Below are 18,798 nucleotides of genomic sequence, written 5' to 3' on the forward strand. Positions count from 1 at the left end.
TGGAACCCTGGCTTGCACGGAGGGTGAATCATGGGCACACGTTTTTCTCCTGTGACGTATTTCAGCGTCTGGGGCGTGACAACGCTGCTGCTCAATTGGCCACTGCTCGCGCAAGCTGCCTGCACGCTGGTCATAACCGCTGGCGACGACACCACCATTTGCCGCGATGGCACTGCTGGCGCGCTGACGGATTTACAGGGAAACAACGTCCTGGAGTTCCCCCTCGGTGGTACCGGCATCATTGTCGGTAACGTGACCTATGGCGCGGGTAATGACCGGGTCACGATGGATTCCGGCGCGATCAATGGCGCGATCAACCAAGGTGACGGAAGAAATATTTTCCAGCTGTTCAATGGCAATATTTCCGGCACGGTGAATCAAGGCGCGGGCAGTGACATTGCGCAAATCAGCGGGGGCAGCGCCGGTGCAATCTCCCAGGGGGACGGGGTTGACCAGTACTTCCAGAGCGGTGGCACCGTCGCCTCGCTGGCTCAGGGCGACGGTCATGACGAGTTCACCATGAGCAGCGGCAAGATCGTCGGCGCCTTTGAAGATGGAGATGTCGCGCTGATGACCGGTGGCAGCATCGGGCGGGTCGACATGAAGCTCGACAACAACCTGTTCGACCTGAGGGGTGGAACGATCATCGGTAATCTCGTTACTGGCTTCGGAAACGATACCATCCTGGTTTCCGGAGGCACTGTCGGCGGCAACATCAGCGTCAGCGGCGGTGACGACATCATCAAGGTCAGCGGCGGGGAGATAGGTGGGCAGATCCTCGCCAGTTTTGGCAACGATGAGTTCACTTGGGACGGCGGCGGCCTGATCCACAAGGAAATCCTCATGGGTGATGGCGCCGATAGGGGTTTCCTGTTCAACCTGACAGAAACCACCCTGGCCTCCACACCGCTCCTGGACGGCGGCCTGGGTAATGACACCCTGACCTTCGACAACACCCAATCCGCCACACCAACCCGCTATGTCAACTGGGAGACGGTCAACCTGGACAACCATTCACGCCTGACCCTGGGCGGCGACTTCAAGCTCGGTGACAGCGCTACGGGCACCGGCACGATGAACATTTTTGGTAGCGCCGCCCTGCAGGTGACCCAAGGCAGCATCAGCCCCTTCACTGCCGGGCAACGTGCGAACCTGAACAACAGTGGCCTGATCGACATGACCACCGGCAGTTCCAGCGCGACCGATAGCCTGACCGTCAACGGCAACTACACCGGCAATGGCGGCGAACTGGCGCTGCAATCGGTGCTCGGTAAAGACGGCTCGGCCAGTGACAAGCTGGTGGTCAACCAGGGCACGATACAAGGTGGCACCACCATCACCGTCACCAACCTTGCGGGCCCAGGCGCCATGACCCAGCAGAACGGCATCCAGGTGGTTGAAGTTCTTAACGGTGCAACCAGCAGCGACCTCGCTTTTACCCTGCGCGGAGGTGCCATATCCGCTGGCGCCTACGAATACTATCTGTTCAAAGGTGGCGTAACGCCAGGCACCGGCCAAAACTGGTTCCTGCGGTCCTCGGTGGTGGCTCCGCCACTGCCCAACCCTGGCGAACCTGAGAATCCTGGTAACCCTGAAAACCCCGGGGACCCTGAAAACCCGGTGGGCATCTTCCCCCCCGTGCCTGCCGATGGCACGCCGGAGCTTCCGGGCATCTTCCCAGGCGAAGAGCCCATACCAATCTATCGCCCGGAAGTCCCGGTGTATGCCGTGCTGTTTCCCGCAGTACAGCAGATGGTCCAGGGCATGCTGGGCACCTACCACGAACGCATGGGGGATCAAAGCCTGCAACGGCAACCTGGCACCTTGGCGGCAGGTTGGGGCCGGGTGTATGGCGGCAGCACACGCCAATCGTTCGCCGGCACGGTCAGCCCGTCGCTGGACAGCTCGATATCCGGTTTCCAGGTTGGCACTTACCTGTACGCCTGGACCAACGACGCTGGCCTGACCCAACGCTTCGGCTTCTTCGTCGGCCACAGTCGCCTGACGGGTGATGTGGCAGGATTCAATGGCGGTTTTCAAGGCAAGGACGCCGGCAACACCACCCTGCGCGGTGATAGCTTGGGCGCCTATTGGACGCTCATCGGCGCCAATCGCGCCTATATCGATTTCGTGCTGATGGGTACACGGTTCGATGGCCACAGTGAATCCGACCGGGGCGTCAAACTCCCAACCAAGGGCCACAACGTGCTGGGGTCCGTGGAAGTGGGCATGCCGTTTGCGGTGTCTGAACACTGGGAGGTTGAGCCGCAGGCGCAAGTGATTGTCGATCGAAGCTATCTGCACAGCCAGAATGACGGGATTTCAGATGTCTCATTCAGCGCCGACACCAACGTTGTTACCCGCCTCGGCGTTCGCCTCAATGGCAGCTACAGCGTGAGCGGCATGCCGGTGCTGCCTTATGTGCGTACCAACGTGTGGCACGCCAGCGCCGGGAATAACACCATCACGTTCAATGACAGCACCAACATCAATACCGAACAGAAATCCACCACGCTGGACGTCAGCGCCGGGGCAACGTTGCAGGTATCGAGCACGGTCAGCGTGTATGGCGAGGTGGGCTACAACAGCAATCTGGACAGTAATCAGCTGAATGGGCGCAAGGGCACCATTGGAGTGAAAGTTGACTTCTAAGCCACACCACATCCCAACTGTGGGAGCGGGCTTGCTCGCGAATGCGGTGTGTCAGCCAAAAAATCTGGCACGGGTACTCCGCATTCGCGAGCAAGCCCGCTCCCACATGGGGGTCTTCAGCGCCTGGAAGTCAGGCGTCCGGCCGCAGAATCAGCACACCCAAAGGCGGCAGGTTCAACGAGAGTGACAACGGCTGCCCATGCTTGGGCTCTTCCTCCGTAAACGCCCCGCCACCGTTGCCGAAGTTGGAACCGGCATAGGTGTCGGCATCGCTGTTGATCACCTCGCTCCAGCGCCCGGCAAAGGGTACGCCGACCTTGTAAGACTCCCTCGGCACCGGCGTGAAGTTGGCCACCACCAGCACCGGCCTGCCGTCCTTGCTCCAGCGCAGCCAGGCGTAGACGCTGTTGATCGCATCGTCGCCGATCAGCCACTGGAAGCCCTGTGGCGCGTCGTCCTGGTCGTGCAGCGCCGGCTCTTCGCGGTACAGGCGGTTGAGGTCACCCACCAGTTTCTGCACACCCCGGTGTTCGGGGTATTGCAGCAGGTACCAGTCCAGTTGCTGGTCGTGGTTCCACTCGCGCCATTGGCCAAACTCGCAGCCCATGAACAGCAGCTTCTTGCCGGGGTGCATCCACATGAAGCTCAGGTACGCCCGCAGGTTGGCAAATTTCTGCCAGCGGTCGCCGGGCATCTTGTCGATCAACGAGTGTTTGCCGTGTACCACTTCATCATGGGAAATCGGCAGGATAAAACGCTCGGACCAGGCATACACCAGGCCGAAACTCAGCTCGTTGTGATGATGGGCGCGGTACACCGGGTCTTGCTGGATGTAGTGCAGCGAGTCGTGCATCCAGCCCATGTTCCACTTGTAGTTGAACCCCAGGCCACCCTGTTGGGTCGGCTGGCTCACGCCCGGCCATGCGGTGGATTCCTCGGCGATCACCAGTGCGCCGGGGGCTTCCAGGGCGACGACGTCGTTGAGGTGACGCAGGAAGTCGATGGCTTCAAGGTTTTCACGACCGCCGTGGCGGTTCGGCACCCATTCACCGGCCTTGCGCGAATAGTCGCGATACAGCATCGACGCCACGGCATCCACCCGCAGACCGTCGATATGGAAGTGCTTGAGCCAGTGCAACGCCGACGCCAGCATGAAGCCATGGACTTCGGTGCGACCGAGGTTGTAGATCAGGGTGTCCCAATCCTGGTGGAAGCCTTCCAGCGGGTTGGCGTATTCGTACAGCGCGGTGCCGTCGAATTGCGCCAGGCCGTGGGTGTCGGTAGGGAAATGCGCCGGTACCCAGTCGAGGATTACGCCAATGTCGGCCTGATGGCAGGCATTGACGAAGTACGCGAAATCCTCCGGCGAGCCGAAGCGCGCCGTGGGCGCAAATTGCGACAGCGCCTGGTAGCCCCAGGAACCGCCAAACGGGTGCTCCATGATCGGCATCAGCTCGATATGGGTGAAGCCCAACTGCTGCACATACGGAATCAAGCGCTCGGTCAGCTCGCGCCAGCTGTACTGGCGGGACACCTCGCCGACTTCGTCCAGTTCGCACTGCCAGGAACCGGCGTGCAACTCGTAGATCGACAAGGGTGCGCTGGGTTTCTGCCGTTCGCTGCGCGATTGCATCCAGTCGTGGTCCTGCCAGTCTACTTGCAGCGGCGCAGCGACCTTGGACGCTGTATCCGGCGGCAGCTGCGTGGCCAGGGCCATGGGGTCGGCCTTGAGCGGCAGGATCCCGTGGGCACCGAGAATTTCGTACTTGTAGGCGGCACCCGGTTGCAGGCGCGGGATAAAGATTTCCCAGACCCCGGACGGATGGCGCAGGCGCATCGGATGACGGCGCCCGTCCCAGATATTGAAGTCGCCCACCACCGAGACCCGGCGGGCATTCGGCGCCCATACGGCAAAGCGCACGCCCTGGACGCCGTCGACGCTGGTCACTTGTGCCCCAAGGCAACTGCTCAGGTCGCGGTGATTGCCTTCGGCGAACAGGTACAGGTCCATCTCCCCCAGCAGCAGTTGCTGGAAGCTGTAAGGGTCTTCGGTAATCTGTTCGCCACCGGCCCACTGGATCTTCAGCAGGTACGCCTGGCGACTGCCGAAATGCCCGACAAACAGGCCCGGCACCTGGGTCGCATCGAGGCTGCCGATGTGCTCGCCGCTGTCGCGGGCCAGTACCTGGACACTCAAGGCTTCCGGCAGGAAGGCGCGAATGAACTGGCCGCCCTGCTCGTCATCATGGGGGCCCAGGATCGAGAACGGATCATGGTGCTCGGCCCGTACCAGGGCTTCGATATCAGCAGGCTTGGGCATCACACTCAACTTTTCCTGCAGCGGTTCTTTGCTTGTAAAACTCATGACGTCTCCCCACCGCGTGCAGTTTTCGATATTGGTTTCAACCCGCTGAGCAGCCCGTGCAAACCTTGCAACGGCACCGGCAACCAGCTGGGACGATTCTCTGCTTCGTAGGCCACTTCGTACGCGGCCTTCTCCAGGCTGAACAACGCCAGCGCTGCGTCCTGGCCTTTGGCATCCTGCCAGTCATGGGCCAGTGTAGTCGTGGCGGCGTGATAGGCCTGGATAAATGCCTGTTTGGCCTCCTGCAAGTAGCGATCCGCTACCCGCTGCCGGGATGCATTGGCTTCGGGCGACTGGTCGACGCCCTGCACATTCACCGCCATGGCCGCCGCGTAATCAAACGACCGTAGCACTCCGCTCACATCCTTGTACGGGCTGTGTTTGCCGCGACGTTCAGGCAGCGGCCGCGCCGGTTCGCCCTCGAAGTCGATCAGGTAGGCATCACCTTTCACCACCAGTACCTGGCCCAGGTGCAGGTCGCCGTGCACGCGAATGCGCAACCCGCCCACCGTGGCTTTCGCCAGGTCCTGAACGTGACTGGCGATGGCCTTTTTCTGCTCCAGTAAAGCACTGACCAACGCCTGATCGGCAGGGTTCAACTGAGTTTGATGCTGTTTGAGCAACTGCAACGCGCGGTCAATTTGTGCGCCCACGTGCTTGGCCCAGCCCTGGGTGTCCTTCAGGGACGTGACCTCGGGCTTGAAGGCCTTGTTGGTGGTGGGCGCTGCCAGCACCTGGTGCATCTCGCCCAGGCGCTGGCCGAGCAAGCCGGCGAAATCCGCCAGTTCGCCGAGGGCGTTGTAGTGCTGTTCCTGCTCGGACATGGCTTCGGCCAGTTCGTCGCGAATCGCTCGCTCCAGGTTGTTCTGGGTCCAGCCCCAGGCGTCGCCCTGGTTGCTCAGGTACCCCTGGGCGATCATCAGCAGGTTGTCCTGGCCGTCGGCGTCGTGGCGAATCACCGAGCCCAGCAGCGGCGAGATATGCTCGTAGCCGGCCTCGGTCAGGTAGGCGCCCATTTCCAGCTCGGGGTGAACCCCGGCGCTGACTTTTCGGATCAGCTTGAGCACCAGGCTGCCACCCACCACCACTGAACTGTTGGACTGCTCGGCCGCGAGGTAGCGCACTTCCGATTCGTCGTTCAATTCCAGCTTGGCCAACTGCGCCGTGGGCTCAAAGCGAATCTCGCCATCGGTGGAGCTGAGCACGGTGCTGGCCTGCAGGCCTTGGATCACCCCGCGGATATACGTATCGAGACTGAACGCGTCAGTGACCAAACCCACCTGACGCACTCGCCGCACGCGGGCAAGCGCCAGTTGTTGCGGCAAGGCGCTGGTGAACTGGTCTTCGCCCAGGAAGCCGAACGGCAGCTGATAGCGGCTGACCTGCCCGGCGCTGGTGACTTCGATTTCACTGAGCAACACCGGATGCTGCGGGCTGCCGAAGCGCACGCCGTAGGCGATGTGCACGCTGTCGATCGCCGTGTCCTTGCTGGCAAACCAGCGGCGCTTTGGCAGCCACGCCGGCAACGCATTCTGTTCCAGGGTCGTGCGGCACGGCGCTTCGAGCAGCTCTTCCATGCGCTTCTTCAGCACCAGGGTGGTGAAGTCCGGGATGCTTTGCGCCGGTTCCACGTGCCAGCTTGGCATCTGGTTTTCCGCCGCGAGCACGAACCAGTAAAAGCCATACGGCGCCAGGGTCAGCAGGAAATTCAGCTGGCCAATGGGCGGGAAGGCATTCCCGCCAAGCATCTCCACCGGAACCATGCCGGCAAACGCCGAGAGGTCCAGTTCTGCGGCCTGGGCACTGCGGGACACGTTGGCCACGCAGAGGATGATTTCATTCTTGCCATCGGCGCCCACATATTCGCGGGTATACGCCAGGATGCGGCGGTTGCTGGGCGAGAGCATTTTCAGGCTGCCGCGACCGAAGGCCTTGGACTGTTTACGCACGGCCAGCATGCGCCGGGTCCAGTTCAGCAACGAGTGCGGGTCCTGGGTCTGGGTTTCGACGTTGACCGATTGGTAGCCGTATTGCGGGTCCATGATCGGCGGCAGGACCAGGCTGGCCGGGTCGGCGCGGGAGAAGCCACCGTTGCGGTCGATGGACCATTGCATCGGCGTGCGCACGCCGTCGCGGTCACCAAGGTAGATGTTGTCGCCCATGCCGATTTCATCGCCGTAGTACAGGGTCGGCGTGCCAGGCATCGACAGCAGCAGGCTGTTGAGCAACTCGATGCGCCGGCGGTCTCGTTCCATCAGCGGCGCCAGGCGCCGGCGAATCCCCAGGTTGATCCGCGCCCGGCGGTCAGCGGCGTAGTAGTTCCAGAGGTAGTCGCGCTCTTTGTCGGTGACCATTTCCAGGGTCAGTTCATCGTGGTTGCGCAGGAAGATTGCCCATTGGCAATTGGCCGGGATCTCCGGGGTCTGACGCAGGATATCGGTGATCGGGAAACGGTCTTCCTGGGCAAGCGCCATGTACATGCGCGGCATCAGCGGGAAGTGGAACGCCATGTGACATTCGTCGCCGTCGTCGCCCTTCTTGTCGCCGAAATACAGCTGGGTGTCTTCCGGCCACTGGTTGGCTTCGGCCAGGAGCATGCGGTCAGGGTAGTTGGCGTCGATCTCGGCGCGGATCTGCTTGAGCACATCGTGGGTTTCGGGGAGGTTTTCGTTGTTGGTGCCGTCACGCTCGATCAGGTACGGGATGGCGTCCAGGCGCAGGCCGTCGATGCCCATGTCGAGCCAGTAGCGCATCACCGACAGGACGGCTTTCATGACCTGCGGGTTGTCGAAGTTGAGGTCCGGCTGGTGGGAATAGAAGCGGTGCCAGAAGTATTGGCCGGCGACCGGGTCCCAGGTCCAGTTGGACTTTTCGGTGTCGAGGAAAATGATGCGGGTGCCGTCGTACTTCTGATCGTCATCGGACCACACGTAGAAGTCCCGTGCGGCCGAACCCGGCTTGGCCTTGCGGGCGCGCTGGAACCACGGGTGCTGGTCAGAGGTGTGGTTGATCACCAGCTCGGTGATCACCCGCAGCCCGCGTTGGTGGGCTTCGGCGATAAAGCGCTTGGCGTCGGCCATGGTCCCGTAGTCGCTGTGCACACCACGGTATTCGGCGATGTCGTAGCCATCGTCACGGCGTGGCGAGGGGTAGAACGGCAGTAGCCAGATGGTGTTCACGCCGAGGTCGGCGATGTAGTCAAGCTTGGCGATCAGCCCGGGAAAGTCACCGATGCCGTCGTTGTTGGAGTCGAAATAGGATTTGACGTGAACCTGATAAATCACCGCGTCCTTGTACCAGAGCGGGTCTTTGATAAAGGTGGCAGCCTTGGGTTTCTTCGCCATTGGAAACTCCTGGGAATTCGGAAAATTCTGCCTGAAGGAACTCGGTCAATGTGGGAGCTGGCTTGCCTGCGATAGCGGTGGATCAGCCAGTATCATCTGCACTGACACACCGCTATCGCAGGCAAGCCAGCTCCCACATTTGATCTCCTTTGGATTGGAGATCAGCTTCAGGAAACGGTAATGCGCCAGATGCCAAACGGCTGATGCCAGGGTTCGATGCGCATCCACTGGGTCTTGCCGTACCAGGTCCAGCGGTGGCCGGTCATCAAGTCTTCACCTTGGGTCTGGGCGTCGTCCGGCAGGCCCATCTCCCACAGCGGCAATTCGAAATTGGCCTCCTGGGCGTTGAACGGGTCGAGACTCACGGCCACCAGAATGAAGTTGCTGCCGTCCTCGCTGCGTTTGCCGAAGTACAGGATGTTGTCGTTCCACGCGTTGTAGAGTTTCAGCCCGAGGTGCGTCTGCAAGGCCGGGTTTTGCCGGCGGATGCGGTTGAGCTGGGCAATCTCGGCAATGATGTTGCCGGGGGCCGTGAAGTCTCGCGGGCGGATCTCGTACTTCTCCGAGTCCAGGTACTCTTCCTTGCCCGGCACGGGGGCCGCTTCGCACAGTTCAAAGCCGGAATACATGCCCCACAGGCCCGAGCCCATGGTGGCCAGCGCGGCGCGGATCAGAAAGCCGGCGCGGCCGGATTCATGCAGGAAACCTGGGTTGATGTCCGGCGTGTTGACGAAGAAGTTCGGCCGGAAGCACTCGCGCCACGGCGACTCGTTCAGCTCGCTCAGGTACTCGCTCAACTCGGCCTTGGTGTTGCGCCAGGTGAAGTAGGTGTAGCTCTGGGAGTAACCGACCTTGCCCAGGCGCGCCATCATCGCCGGGGTGGTGAAGGCTTCGGCGAGGAAGATCACGTCCGGGTACTTGCCGCGCACATCGCTGATCAGCCATTGCCAGAACGGCAGCGGCTTGGTGTGGGGGTTATCGACGCGAAAGGTCTTCACGCCCTCTTCTACCCAACCTACCACGATGTCTCGCAACTCGATCCACAGGCTGGGAATGGCGTCCGCCGCGTAGAAGTCGACGTTGACGATGTCCTGGTATTTCTTTGGCGGGTTCTCGGCGTATTTGATCGTGCCGTCGGGCCGCCAGTTGAACCAGCCCGGATGCTGTTTGAGCCACGGATGGTCCTGGGAACACTGGATTGCAAAATCCAGGGCGATTTCCAGGCCATGGTCGGCGGCGGCCTTGACCAGGTTGCGGAAGTCTTCACGGGTGCCGAGCTGCGAGTGGATCGCCTCGTGGCCGCCCTCTTCGCTGCCGATGGCATACGGGCTACCCGGATCATCGGGCCCGGCGGTCAGGGAGTTGTTCTTGCCCTTGCGGTGGCTACGGCCGATGGGATGGATCGGCGGGAAGTACAACACGTCAAAACCCATGTCATGGATCATCGACAGGCGCGAGTGCACGTCGTTAAAGGTGCCGTGGCGCGCAGGATCGTCGGTGATCGAGCGGGGAAACAGCTCGTACCAGCTGGCGAACTGCGCAGCTTCGCGCTCCACGTCAATCGGGAATACCGGGCTGATGCTCAAATAGGCGCGGTGATCGGCCTGGGTCATCAGGTGTGCACTGTCTTCGTGCAGGAACAACGCGACCTGCTCGGTTTCCAGCAAGCCTGAGAGTTCGTGGTGCAGCAGCATCAGGCGGTCGCGCAGTTCGTTGTCACTGCGTTCGGCGGCTTGCAAGACCTGGCTGCGGCCTTCCTGCAACTCCAGACTGACCGGCACCCCGGCCTCGTGTTTCTTGCTTAATTCGTAGCGGAAGCTGGCGAACGTGTCGATCCAGGCTTCGATGCAATACTCATGCGGCCCCTGGGCGGTCACGGTGAATGCGCCTTCCCAGCCGTTGTTGCCAACGTCGGTCATCACCACGCTGTGCCAGCTTTCTTCATTCAACGGGCGCCAGCGGATCAGCACCGCGAGTTTGTCATGGCCGTCGGCAAAAACCTTGCTGGCAACCTGCACACGCTGGCCAACCACAGCCTTGACCGCAAACTGGCCACCATTGATCACCGGCGTGGTGCTTTCAATCGCAATCCGTGGCAGCAACAGTGCCTGGGACAGCGGTAATGTAGAGGTTGAATCGTCTTGGGTCAGTGTTTCAGCAGTCATCGAGCATCTCCCCTTAACGCCCAGTGGACGCTCTTGCGCTTGATCCAAATTCTGAAACGGCCACGCTCTCCCTGAGCAGGGCCGTATAGGTTCCGAGCATGCTGGCGATTGAAAAGTTCAGGTGGATATGACGCCATCGGGCGGGGAATCAAATCCACCGGGCGATTGTCCACCGATAGAGCAAAGCACAAAGGAGGCCACACCGATGAATATCCCTATTCCAGCTGAAACGCCTGATCCCAATATCGATAAGCCGACATTGCCGCCGACCGAGCCCGAGCCGGTTCCCGAGCAGGAGCCACCTGGCACTCAGCCACCACCCGTGGAGGAACCACCGACGACCATGCCGCCGGTCATCGTCTAATCCTTCTCCAGCAGCCGCACTATCCTTGGCATGACGCTGAACACCGCCAATGCCAATAACGTACTGAGCACCGCCGTCGACTCCCGCCCCATCCCCGCCGCCACCCCGATGGCGGCGGTCATCCAGAGGCCGGCCGCGGTGGTCAGGCCTTTGACGTGCTGGCCCTCTTCGTCTTCCTTGCCCTTGAGGATGGTGCCGGCGCCAAGAAAGCCGATGCCCGCGATCACGCCCTGCAGCACGCGGCTCATGGCGTCGGCCTGGGAGCCCGACATGCTCGGTACCAACACAAACAACGCGGCGCCCATGGCCACGAGCATGTGGGTGCGTACCCCGGCGGCCTTGCCTTTCTGTTCGCGCTCGTAACCCAGGATCCCGCCCAATATCGCGGCAATCAGCAGCCGCACGGTGATTTGCGTGAGTTGGCGGGCATCGCCGATATCGGCAAATTCCGCTTGCAGGGTTTCCCAGACTTCATGCCACCAGGCGTCCATGGACGTGTCCTTGTTAGGTTCGATAGAACATGGACAGCACCGACCGTCAGTCAGTTGCGCAGAACCATTGCCTGCGCCTCCCACCCTAATCAGCAATAACCCACAAAAAGGAGATCGATATGCCCGTACGTATCGAAGGTCAGCAATGTTTCTTCACCGTCGATGTAGACGGCCACGAAAAACAACTGGAAGCCACCCATGTCACTGTCGAAACCGACAGCGAAAAATCCATGTCGTTTGTGAAGTTGAACGGCGACCGTACCTACATCACCGAAGCCGAAGCCGACGCATTGACCGTCGCTGGCGCCAAGGATGGCCGTAAGCACTTGAAAGCTACCGACGGTGATTCGGTGATTTGATTGACCTGAATCAGCCCCGCCTCGAACGCGCTGCACCCCGCGCACCACCGGGTGCAGCACATTGTCGCAGGCAGGCGCTGTCGGCCCATCTGATCCGCTTTTTATCGCCCTACCTGAGTCTGTTATGCAAACAGAGCGCCGGTCATAGTTCATCTGCCTGATGGAGGCTGATGAGCGAAAGACCATGAGCGATAGAATCCCCGTCCGAACCGTAGACGTGTTTGAGCCTGCACATCCAAAGAAGATGAAGGCCAAATCCAGCGACAACCTGATTCATACCCGCAGTTTTACCGGCCTGTTCCGCACCTTGCGTGTAGCGGGCGCAGGCTTTCTGTTCCTGGCGTTTTTCGGCACCGTGTGGCTGAACTGGGGCGGCCGGCAAGCGGTGCTGTGGGACCTGGCTGAAAGCAAATTCCATATCTTTGGTGCCACGTTCTGGCCCCAGGATTTCATCCTGCTGTCGGCGCTGTTGATCATCTGTGCATTCGGCCTGTTCGCGATCACCGTGTTCGCAGGCCGGGTGTGGTGCGGCTATACCTGCCCGCAAAGCTCGTTTACCTGGCTATTCATGTGGTGCGAAAAGGTCACGGAAGGCGAGCGAAACCAACGCATCAAGCTGCAGGCTGCACCCTGGGGCTTGAACAAGCTGGCTCGGCGCTCGGCCAAGCACACGCTGTGGCTGGGTATCAGCGTGCTCACCGGGCTGACGTTTGTCGGCTACTTCACACCGATCCGGCCGCTGGCCGAAGAACTGCTGACCTGGCAAATGGGCGGCGTCAGCCTGTTCTGGGTGCTGTTTTTTACCGGCGCCACCTACATCAATGCCGGTTGGCTGCGGGAAGCGGTGTGCATGCACATGTGCCCCTATGCGCGGTTCCAGAGTGTGATGTTTGACAAGGACACCCTGACCATTTCCTACGACGTGGCCCGTGGCGAAAACCGTGGCCCGCGCAAACGTGACGTGCAACCGGCGGACGTCGGCCTCGGTGACTGCATCGACTGCCAGCTGTGCGTGCAGGTGTGCCCCACCGGTATCGACATCCGTGACGGCCTGCAAATGGAATGCATCGGCTGCGCCGCGTGCATCGATGCCTGTGATTCGATCATGGATAAAATGGGCTATGCCCGCGGACTGGTCAGCTATACCTCGGAACATCAGTTGCAAGGTGGCAAGACCCATCTGCTCAGGCCACGGCTGATCGGCTACAGTGCCGTGCTGCTGGTGATGATCGGCGCGCTGGTGGTGGCCCTGGTGGCGCGCCCGATGGTGTCGCTGGACGTGACCAAGGACCGTGGGATGTTTCGCGAAAACAGTGAAGGCTTGATCGAGAACATCTACAGCCTCAAGGTCATCAACAAGACCCAGCAACGCCAGGATTATCGCCTGGAGCTGGTGGACGGCGATGGCTTCCAGTTGCAGGGCAAGACCGACATCAGCCTGGCGCCGGGAGAGATTACCGATGTGCCGGTGTCGGTGGCGATGACGGCAGACAAGCCCGCCAGCAGTTCCCAGACCCTCCGCTTCAAGGTCACGGACGTGGATGAACCGTGGATCTACAGCGCGGCGGACAGCCGGTTTGTGGCGCCATTGAATCGCTGAACCCGAGCTTTCAGCAACACTGGAGATCAAATGTGGGAGCAGGCAAGCCTGCTCCCACAGTTTGATCGGTGTTCAATCAGCAAAATCTGTTCAAAGCACTGAGCCCCAATGAAACGCTACGAAAAATTCGCCGACGACATCGCAGAACTGATCCGCTCCGGCGTCCTCGGCCCCGGCCAGCGCGTGCCTTCGGTGCGCTATGCCAGCCAGACCTACGGTGTCAGCCCGTCCACGGTGTTCCAGGCCTACTACCTGCTGGAGCGTCGCGGGCTGATCCGCGCCCGGCCGCGCTCCGGGTACTTCGTCAACACCCATGCGCCGAGCCCGTTTTCCGAGCCGGTGGTGAGTGCCCATGTGCACGAGTCCACCGAGGTGGACGTCAGCGAATTGGTGTTCTCGGTACTCGATTCCATCAAAGACCCGCAAACCGTGCCCTTCGGCTCGGCCTTCCCCAGCCCGACGCTGTTCCCGCTGCAACGCCTGGCCCGTTCCCTGGCCAGCGCCAGCCGGGAAATGGACCCGCGCATGGTGGTCACCGACATGTCGCCGGGCAACCCGCAACTGCGCCGGCAAATCGCCTTGCGCTACATGGTGGGCGGGCTGATGCTGCCCATGGAAGAACTGTTGATCACCAACGGCGCCCTTGAAGCACTGAACCTGTGCCTGCAAGCCGTGACCGAGCCGGGCGACCTGGTGGCCATCGAAGCACCGGCGTTCTACGCCAGCCTGCAGATCCTCGAACGCCTGAAACTCAAGGCGGTGGAAATCCCCGTACACCCACGCGATGGCATTGACCTCAAGGTGCTGGCGCAAAGCCTGGAGCGCTACCCGATCAAGGCCTGTTGGTGCATGACCAGTTTCCAGAACCCGATGGGCGCAACCATGCCCGAGGCCCGGAAACAGGAACTGGTGGAGTTACTGCGCAGCCATCAAGTGCCGCTGATCGAAGACGACGTGTACGCCGAGTTGTACTACGGCCAACAGGCGCCCAAACCGGCGAAGGCGTTCGACACCGAAGGCCTGGTGATGCATTGCGGCTCGTTCGCCAAGAGCCTGGCTCCGGGCTACCGCATCGGCTGGGTCGCCGCCGGACGTTATGCGCAGAAGATCGAGCGGCTGAAATTGATGACGTCGCTGTGTGCCTCGATGCCGGCGCAGGCGGCGATTGCCGATTACCTGCAACACGGCGGGTACGACCGGCACCTGCGTAAATTGCGCTACGCGCTGGAAGAACAGCAAAGCGCCATGCTCGCCGCCATCGCGCGCTATTTCCCGGCGCAGACACGGGTCAGCCAGCCTGCCGGCGGGTACTTCCTGTGGTTGGAATTGCCGGAGCAGACCGACTCGTTGAAGTTGTTCCAAATGGCCCTGGCCCAGGGCATCAGCATCGCACCGGGGCCGATCTTCTCGCCGACCCAGCGCTTCAGGAACTGCATTCGCTTGAACTATGGCAGCCCGTGGGATGAGTCGTGTGAGAAGGCGATGGAGACCCTGGGGAAAATTGTGCGTTCGTTTTGACAGGCTGTGTGAAGACAACTGACGCCATCGCGGGCAAGCCCGGCTCCCACAATTGATCGCGTATCTCTGTGGGAGCCGGGCTTGCCCGCGATGGCGTCCGAACAGGCGCTATAACCTTATCGACCGCCCGCCAGGTCAATGAAGGTCCCGGTGGCATAGGACGCCTTGTCCGACAGCAACCAGATAATCCCTTCCGCCACTTCTTCGGCACGCCCGCCACGGGCCATTGGGATGCCCGGCTCAAGCTTGCTGACCCGGTCAGGGTCGCCGCTCAGCGCGTGAAAGTCGGTGAAGATTAAGCCAGGCCGCACACCATTGACCCGGACCCCCTCACCCGCCACTTCCTTGGAGAGCCCCAGAGTGAAGGTATCCAGCGCGCCCTTGGACGCGGCGTAATCCACATATTCCCCCGGCGAGCCCAACCGCGCGGCGGCCGATGAAACGTTGACGATGCTGCCGCCCTGCCCGCCATGCTTGGGCGACATGCGCAGCAGCGCATGCTTGGCACACAGGATCGGCCCCAACACATTGGTCCTGAGGGTCTTCAGGATGCGGAACTCGGACATTTCATCGACCCGCGACTTGTGTCCCACGGTACCGGCGTTGTTCACCAAGGCCGTCACCCGGCCCAGCTCGGTATCAACACGGTGGAACAGGCCGATCACTTCGTCTTCGATGCTGACATCGGCCCGCACCGCAATGGCCTGGGCGCCGAGGGCGCGCACTTGCTCAAGCACTCGGTGAGCAGCGTCCTCATCAGACTGGTAGTTGATGCAGATACGATAGCCTTGGGCAGCGGCCAGCAACGCCGTGGCGGCGCCGATCCCACGGCTGCCACCGGTGATGACGACGACTTTGTCCATGTGTAAGGTCTCCTGATTCAACGTGAGCTGATGGATCCAATACTACCTGCGACCGGCAGGTTTTGCATGGGCTCAGGTCAACCCGAGAAGAGGGTGTTGATCACGCCAGGGTAAAAAGCTCGGCATTGGACAGTGGCGCCGGATGAGGGGTGGCCCTCGAGCCCCCCGCAATCAGCACTTGCCCCGTAGAAAGGCAGCACGCGCCATGGCCGAAACGCCCGGGGTGGAGGGCCGCGGTCAGCGTCCATTGAGCGGACCTCGGATCATAAAGCTCGCCGGCAAGGTTGCGGTGTGATTCATGGCATCCACGGGGAGCCAGGCTTTACGCTGCCAATGGCCGGTGAACGGGTCGTAGCACTCAACGCTGTCTTGCACCTGCCCGCTGCCTGACTGCAGATTATTGCCACCGACCACCAAGACGTTTCCTGACGCCAACAGCGTGCTGGTATGGCCGAAGCGCGGCGTGTGCAAGGGCCCCGTAGGCGTCCAGCGGTGGGTTGAGACGTTATACAACTGCACATCGCTGATCGACTGGCCGGACTCACTCCCCGCCGTCAACAGCACAAGGCCCGACTGCAAAACCACAGCAGCACTGGCACTGCGGGGAAACGGAAGCGGCGCAACCGTCGACCACTGCCCTGACGCTTGGTGGTAGAACTCCACGCTGGCCATGATTCGGGTGGCAGATGAACCACCGGGTGCGCCAGGCGCCAATTGGTCGAAACGCGAGCCTGAAGCCTCGCCGAGGCCTTCCCCGGCGATGACCAGTACGCCCAGGTCGCCGATGCCTACAGCATTGTGGAAATAACGGGGTTCGAGCATCGAACCTGTGGGCGTGAATACACCGGTCATGAGCGATGCCATGTCGGTCGGCTCCCAAGTCAGCTTCCTGGAATCGACTTTATACGCGCTGTATCACGGTCGCTACTGTCAGAATTAACAGGTATGACCCGCACTCAGCTGCGGGTATCGGCCACTCCGGCGGTGGCCTTTTCAATGTCCTTCATAAACTGGTCCGCCGGCAGCGGATGCCCCAGCAGATAACCTTGCAATGAATCGCAGCCCAACCGTGTGAGGAAGCTCTGCTGTGAGTCGGTCTCGACCCCTTCGGCCACAATACGCAGGCCCAGGGCTTGGCCGAGGGCGACGATGGCCGAGACAATGGCGGCATCGTCACTGTCGTGCTCCAGGTCGCGCACAAACCCACGGTCGATTTTCAGTTCATTGGCCGGCAGGCGCTTGAGGTACATCAGGCTCGAATAGCCGGTACCGAAGTCGTCGATGGACAGGTCCACCCCCATGTCCGAAAGCTTCTGCAACACTGTCATGCTCGCGTCGGCATCGCTCATGGCGGTGGTCTCGGTGATTTCCAGGGTCAGGCTGTTGGCCGGCAACCGATGGCGCTCCAGCGCGTTGGCGACACTCTTGACCAGCCCGGCATGGCAGAACTGCAACGCCGACAGGTTCACCGCAATGCGCCAGTCGTGATAGCCCTGGGCGTACCACACCTGCATCTGGCGGCAGGCCTCATTGAGTACCCAGTCGCCGATGGGGATGATCAGCCCGGTCTTTTCCGCCAGCTCGATAAACTTGTCCGGCAATAACAAGCCCTGTTGCGGATGCTCCCAGCGCAGCAGGGCTTCGGCACCGACCGGGCGGCCGCTGACGGCGTCGAACTTGGGCTGGTAATACAGCCGGAACTGTTCATGCTCCACGGCGTTGCGCAAGTCCTGCAGCAGTTGCAGTTGTTTGCGCGCATTGGTGTTCATCGACACGTCGAAAAAGCTGTAGCCGTTCTTGCCCATGCCCTTGGCGTGATACATCGCCGCGTCGGCGTTCATCAGCAGTTCCTGGGGCGTGGCGCCATTGCCGGGGAACAGCGCGATACCGATGCTGGCGGAGATCTTCAGCTCGTGCTCGGCCACGCGGAACGACTGGTTGATCAAGCCCACCTGGCGCTCGGCCAGGCGCAGCGCGTCGTCGGGCTGGGTCAACTGCACCAGCAAGACAAACTCATCACCGCCGATGCGGGCCAGGGTGTCCTGGCTGCGCAAGTCTTCCCGCAGGCGCAGGCCGACCTGCTGCAACAGCAGGTCGCCCATGTGGTGGCCGAAGGCGTCGTTGACCGGCTTGAAGCCGTCCAGGTCGATAAACATCAGCGCGAAACAACCGCCCTCCTCGTTCACCCGCTGTAGCGCTTGTTGAATCCGGTCAGCGAGCAAGGTGCGGTTGGGCAAGCCGGTGAGCATGTCGTGCAGGGCCAAGTGAGTGAGCTCCTGGTTGGCCTGGGTCAAGGAGTCGGCCAACACCGCGGTACGGGCTTCCAGGCGGGCATCGGCCAGCGAGGTCAGCAGCGCAATGATCAGCACCGCGAGGGTGGTCACCAGCACCAGATTATCCAGGCCCTTGCCGCTGAGGCCTGTCAGGGCTGCGCCGCAGAAACTGCCATCGGCGAAACGCGCAGCGGCCATGCCGGTGTAATGCATGCCGACGATTGCCACGCCCATCACCATGGCGGCCCCGCCCCGGGCCAAACGCACGTAAGGCGTGTTGCGCCGCAGATTGAAGGCGATCCACAAGGCCGCCGCCGAAGCACCCACTGCGATCAACAGGGAGGCGGTGAACAGCGTGGGGTCGTAGTCGATGCCGGGCGTCATGCGCATCGCAGCCATGCCGGTGTAATGCATGGCGCTGATGCCGGCGCCCATGATCAAGGCGCCAAACGCCAGCTGCCAGGCGGGCAAGCGCGGCTGGCTGACCAGCCACAAGGCAAAACCACTGGAAAGGACTGCGATCAGCAATGACAGCGCCGTGATGTCGATGTCATAGCCCAGACTGATGGGCAAGCGAAAGGCGAGCATGCCGATAAAGTGCATCGACCAGATACCCACACCCATTGCCAACGCACCGCCGCCCATCCACAGGTATACGGCGCGGCCTTTGGCCGTGGCAATACGGCCTGTCAGGTCCAACGCGGTATAGGACGCGAGGATCGCGACGAACAGGGAAATCAGGACCAGGGCGGGGGAATAACTACCGGTGAGCATGGGACTTCTCGTGACCAATGGGCCAAACGG

12 protein-coding genes are annotated in these 18,798 nt (G+C 61.5%); 5 read left to right on the forward strand and 7 right to left on the reverse strand.

Going from position 1 to position 18,798, the window contains the following annotated elements; genetic code table 11:
- The first annotated feature begins 30 nt into the window (after positions 1-30).
- Positions 31-2,652 carry an autotransporter outer membrane beta-barrel domain-containing protein gene (locus LIY45_RS21655; RefSeq protein ID WP_226477544.1) on the forward strand — a complete coding sequence of 874 codons (2,622 nt, stop codon included), beginning with the start codon at positions 31-33 and terminating at the stop codon, positions 2,650-2,652.
- A 130-nt stretch (positions 2,653-2,782) separates the two neighbouring features.
- Here the strand turns inward: LIY45_RS21655 and glgB are convergent, their stop codons facing one another.
- The 3 genes from glgB to LIY45_RS21670 form a co-directional block, all read right to left on the reverse strand.
- Positions 2,783-5,017: a 1,4-alpha-glucan branching protein GlgB gene (gene glgB / locus LIY45_RS21660; RefSeq protein WP_226477545.1), complete on the reverse strand. Its 2,235-nt coding sequence runs from the start codon at positions 5,015-5,017 to the stop codon at positions 2,783-2,785.
- Positions 5,014-8,361: a maltose alpha-D-glucosyltransferase gene (treS, locus tag LIY45_RS21665; protein WP_226477546.1), complete on the reverse strand. Its 3,348-nt coding sequence runs from the start codon at positions 8,359-8,361 to the stop codon at positions 5,014-5,016. The genes glgB and treS overlap by 4 nt, the downstream gene beginning before the upstream one ends.
- A gap of 167 nt (positions 8,362-8,528) precedes the next feature.
- Positions 8,529-10,526 carry an alpha-1,4-glucan--maltose-1-phosphate maltosyltransferase gene (locus tag LIY45_RS21670; RefSeq protein ID WP_226477547.1) on the reverse strand — a complete coding sequence of 666 codons (1,998 nt, stop codon included), beginning with the start codon at positions 10,524-10,526 and terminating at the stop codon, positions 8,529-8,531.
- Between the two features lie 205 nt (positions 10,527-10,731).
- On the opposite strand from LIY45_RS21670, the gene LIY45_RS21675 reads away from it, so the two are divergent.
- Complete coding sequence (locus tag LIY45_RS21675) at positions 10,732-10,890, forward strand: hypothetical protein (RefSeq protein ID WP_226477548.1); 159 nt, start codon at positions 10,732-10,734, stop codon at positions 10,888-10,890.
- On the opposite strand, the gene LIY45_RS21680 is transcribed toward LIY45_RS21675, so the two are convergent.
- Entirely contained in the window at positions 10,887-11,381 is a 495-nt protein-coding gene (locus LIY45_RS21680) for an MgtC/SapB family protein (RefSeq protein WP_226477549.1), read from the reverse strand. The genes LIY45_RS21675 and LIY45_RS21680 overlap by 4 nt on opposite strands.
- Before the next feature lie 119 nt (positions 11,382-11,500).
- Here LIY45_RS21680 and LIY45_RS21685 point away from each other — a divergent pair, with 119 nt between their 5' ends.
- From LIY45_RS21685 to mapR, 3 genes are all read left to right on the forward strand, one after another.
- A complete protein-coding gene (locus tag LIY45_RS21685; protein WP_003207514.1) occupies positions 11,501-11,740 on the forward strand; it encodes a DUF3203 family protein in 240 nt (79 codons plus the stop codon).
- A 184-nt stretch (positions 11,741-11,924) separates the two neighbouring features.
- The gene (ccoG, locus tag LIY45_RS21690; protein WP_226477550.1) at positions 11,925-13,340 is read left to right on the forward strand and encodes a cytochrome c oxidase accessory protein CcoG; all 1,416 of its coding nucleotides are present in this window, start codon (positions 11,925-11,927) and stop codon (positions 13,338-13,340) included.
- A 108-nt stretch (positions 13,341-13,448) separates the two neighbouring features.
- Positions 13,449-14,858 carry a GntR family transcriptional regulator MpaR gene (gene mapR / locus LIY45_RS21695; protein WP_003207510.1) on the forward strand — a complete coding sequence of 470 codons (1,410 nt, stop codon included), beginning with the start codon at positions 13,449-13,451 and terminating at the stop codon, positions 14,856-14,858.
- 116 nt (positions 14,859-14,974) lie between these two features.
- Here mapR and LIY45_RS21700 read toward each other — a convergent pair whose 3' ends face one another.
- The 3 genes from LIY45_RS21700 to LIY45_RS21710 form a co-directional block, all read right to left on the reverse strand.
- Positions 14,975-15,721 (reverse strand): SDR family oxidoreductase, encoded by a 747-nt coding sequence (locus LIY45_RS21700; protein WP_226477551.1) that lies wholly within the window; start codon positions 15,719-15,721, stop codon positions 14,975-14,977.
- A 237-nt stretch (positions 15,722-15,958) separates the two neighbouring features.
- Positions 15,959-16,585, reverse strand: coding sequence for a kelch repeat-containing protein (locus LIY45_RS21705; RefSeq protein ID WP_226477552.1), 627 nt, complete (start codon positions 16,583-16,585; stop codon positions 15,959-15,961).
- A 92-nt stretch (positions 16,586-16,677) separates the two neighbouring features.
- A complete protein-coding gene (locus tag LIY45_RS21710) occupies positions 16,678-18,768 on the reverse strand; it encodes an EAL domain-containing protein (protein WP_226477553.1) in 2,091 nt (696 codons plus the stop codon).
- Between the last annotated feature and the right edge of the window lie 30 nt (positions 18,769-18,798).

The sequence above is a fragment of the Pseudomonas sp. MWU16-30323 genome, assembly GCF_020515595.1.
Classification (GTDB): domain Bacteria; phylum Pseudomonadota; class Gammaproteobacteria; order Pseudomonadales; family Pseudomonadaceae; genus Aquipseudomonas; species Aquipseudomonas yamanorum.

Excerpts from the sequence above, each read along its gene's own strand:
- ccoG (WP_226477550.1), top strand. The coding sequence starts at position 11,925 with ATGAGCGATAGAATCCCCGTCCGAACCGTAGACGTGTTTGAGCCTGCA.
- LIY45_RS21670 (WP_226477547.1), bottom strand. The coding sequence starts at position 10,526 with ATGACTGCTGAAACACTGACCCAAGACGATTCAACCTCTACATTACCG.
- LIY45_RS21680 (WP_226477549.1), bottom strand. The coding sequence starts at position 11,381 with ATGGACGCCTGGTGGCATGAAGTCTGGGAAACCCTGCAAGCGGAATTT.
- LIY45_RS21655 (WP_226477544.1), top strand. The coding sequence starts at position 31 with ATGGGCACACGTTTTTCTCCTGTGACGTATTTCAGCGTCTGGGGCGTG.
- LIY45_RS21675 (WP_226477548.1), top strand. The coding sequence starts at position 10,732 with ATGAATATCCCTATTCCAGCTGAAACGCCTGATCCCAATATCGATAAG.
- LIY45_RS21700 (WP_226477551.1), bottom strand. The coding sequence starts at position 15,721 with ATGGACAAAGTCGTCGTCATCACCGGTGGCAGCCGTGGGATCGGCGCC.
- LIY45_RS21705 (WP_226477552.1), bottom strand. The coding sequence starts at position 16,585 with ATGGCATCGCTCATGACCGGTGTATTCACGCCCACAGGTTCGATGCTC.
- glgB (WP_226477545.1), bottom strand. The coding sequence starts at position 5,017 with ATGAGTTTTACAAGCAAAGAACCGCTGCAGGAAAAGTTGAGTGTGATG.
- LIY45_RS21710 (WP_226477553.1), bottom strand. The coding sequence starts at position 18,768 with ATGCTCACCGGTAGTTATTCCCCCGCCCTGGTCCTGATTTCCCTGTTC.
- LIY45_RS21685 (WP_003207514.1), top strand. The coding sequence starts at position 11,501 with ATGCCCGTACGTATCGAAGGTCAGCAATGTTTCTTCACCGTCGATGTA.
- mapR (WP_003207510.1), top strand. The coding sequence starts at position 13,449 with ATGAAACGCTACGAAAAATTCGCCGACGACATCGCAGAACTGATCCGC.
- treS (WP_226477546.1), bottom strand. The coding sequence starts at position 8,361 with ATGGCGAAGAAACCCAAGGCTGCCACCTTTATCAAAGACCCGCTCTGG.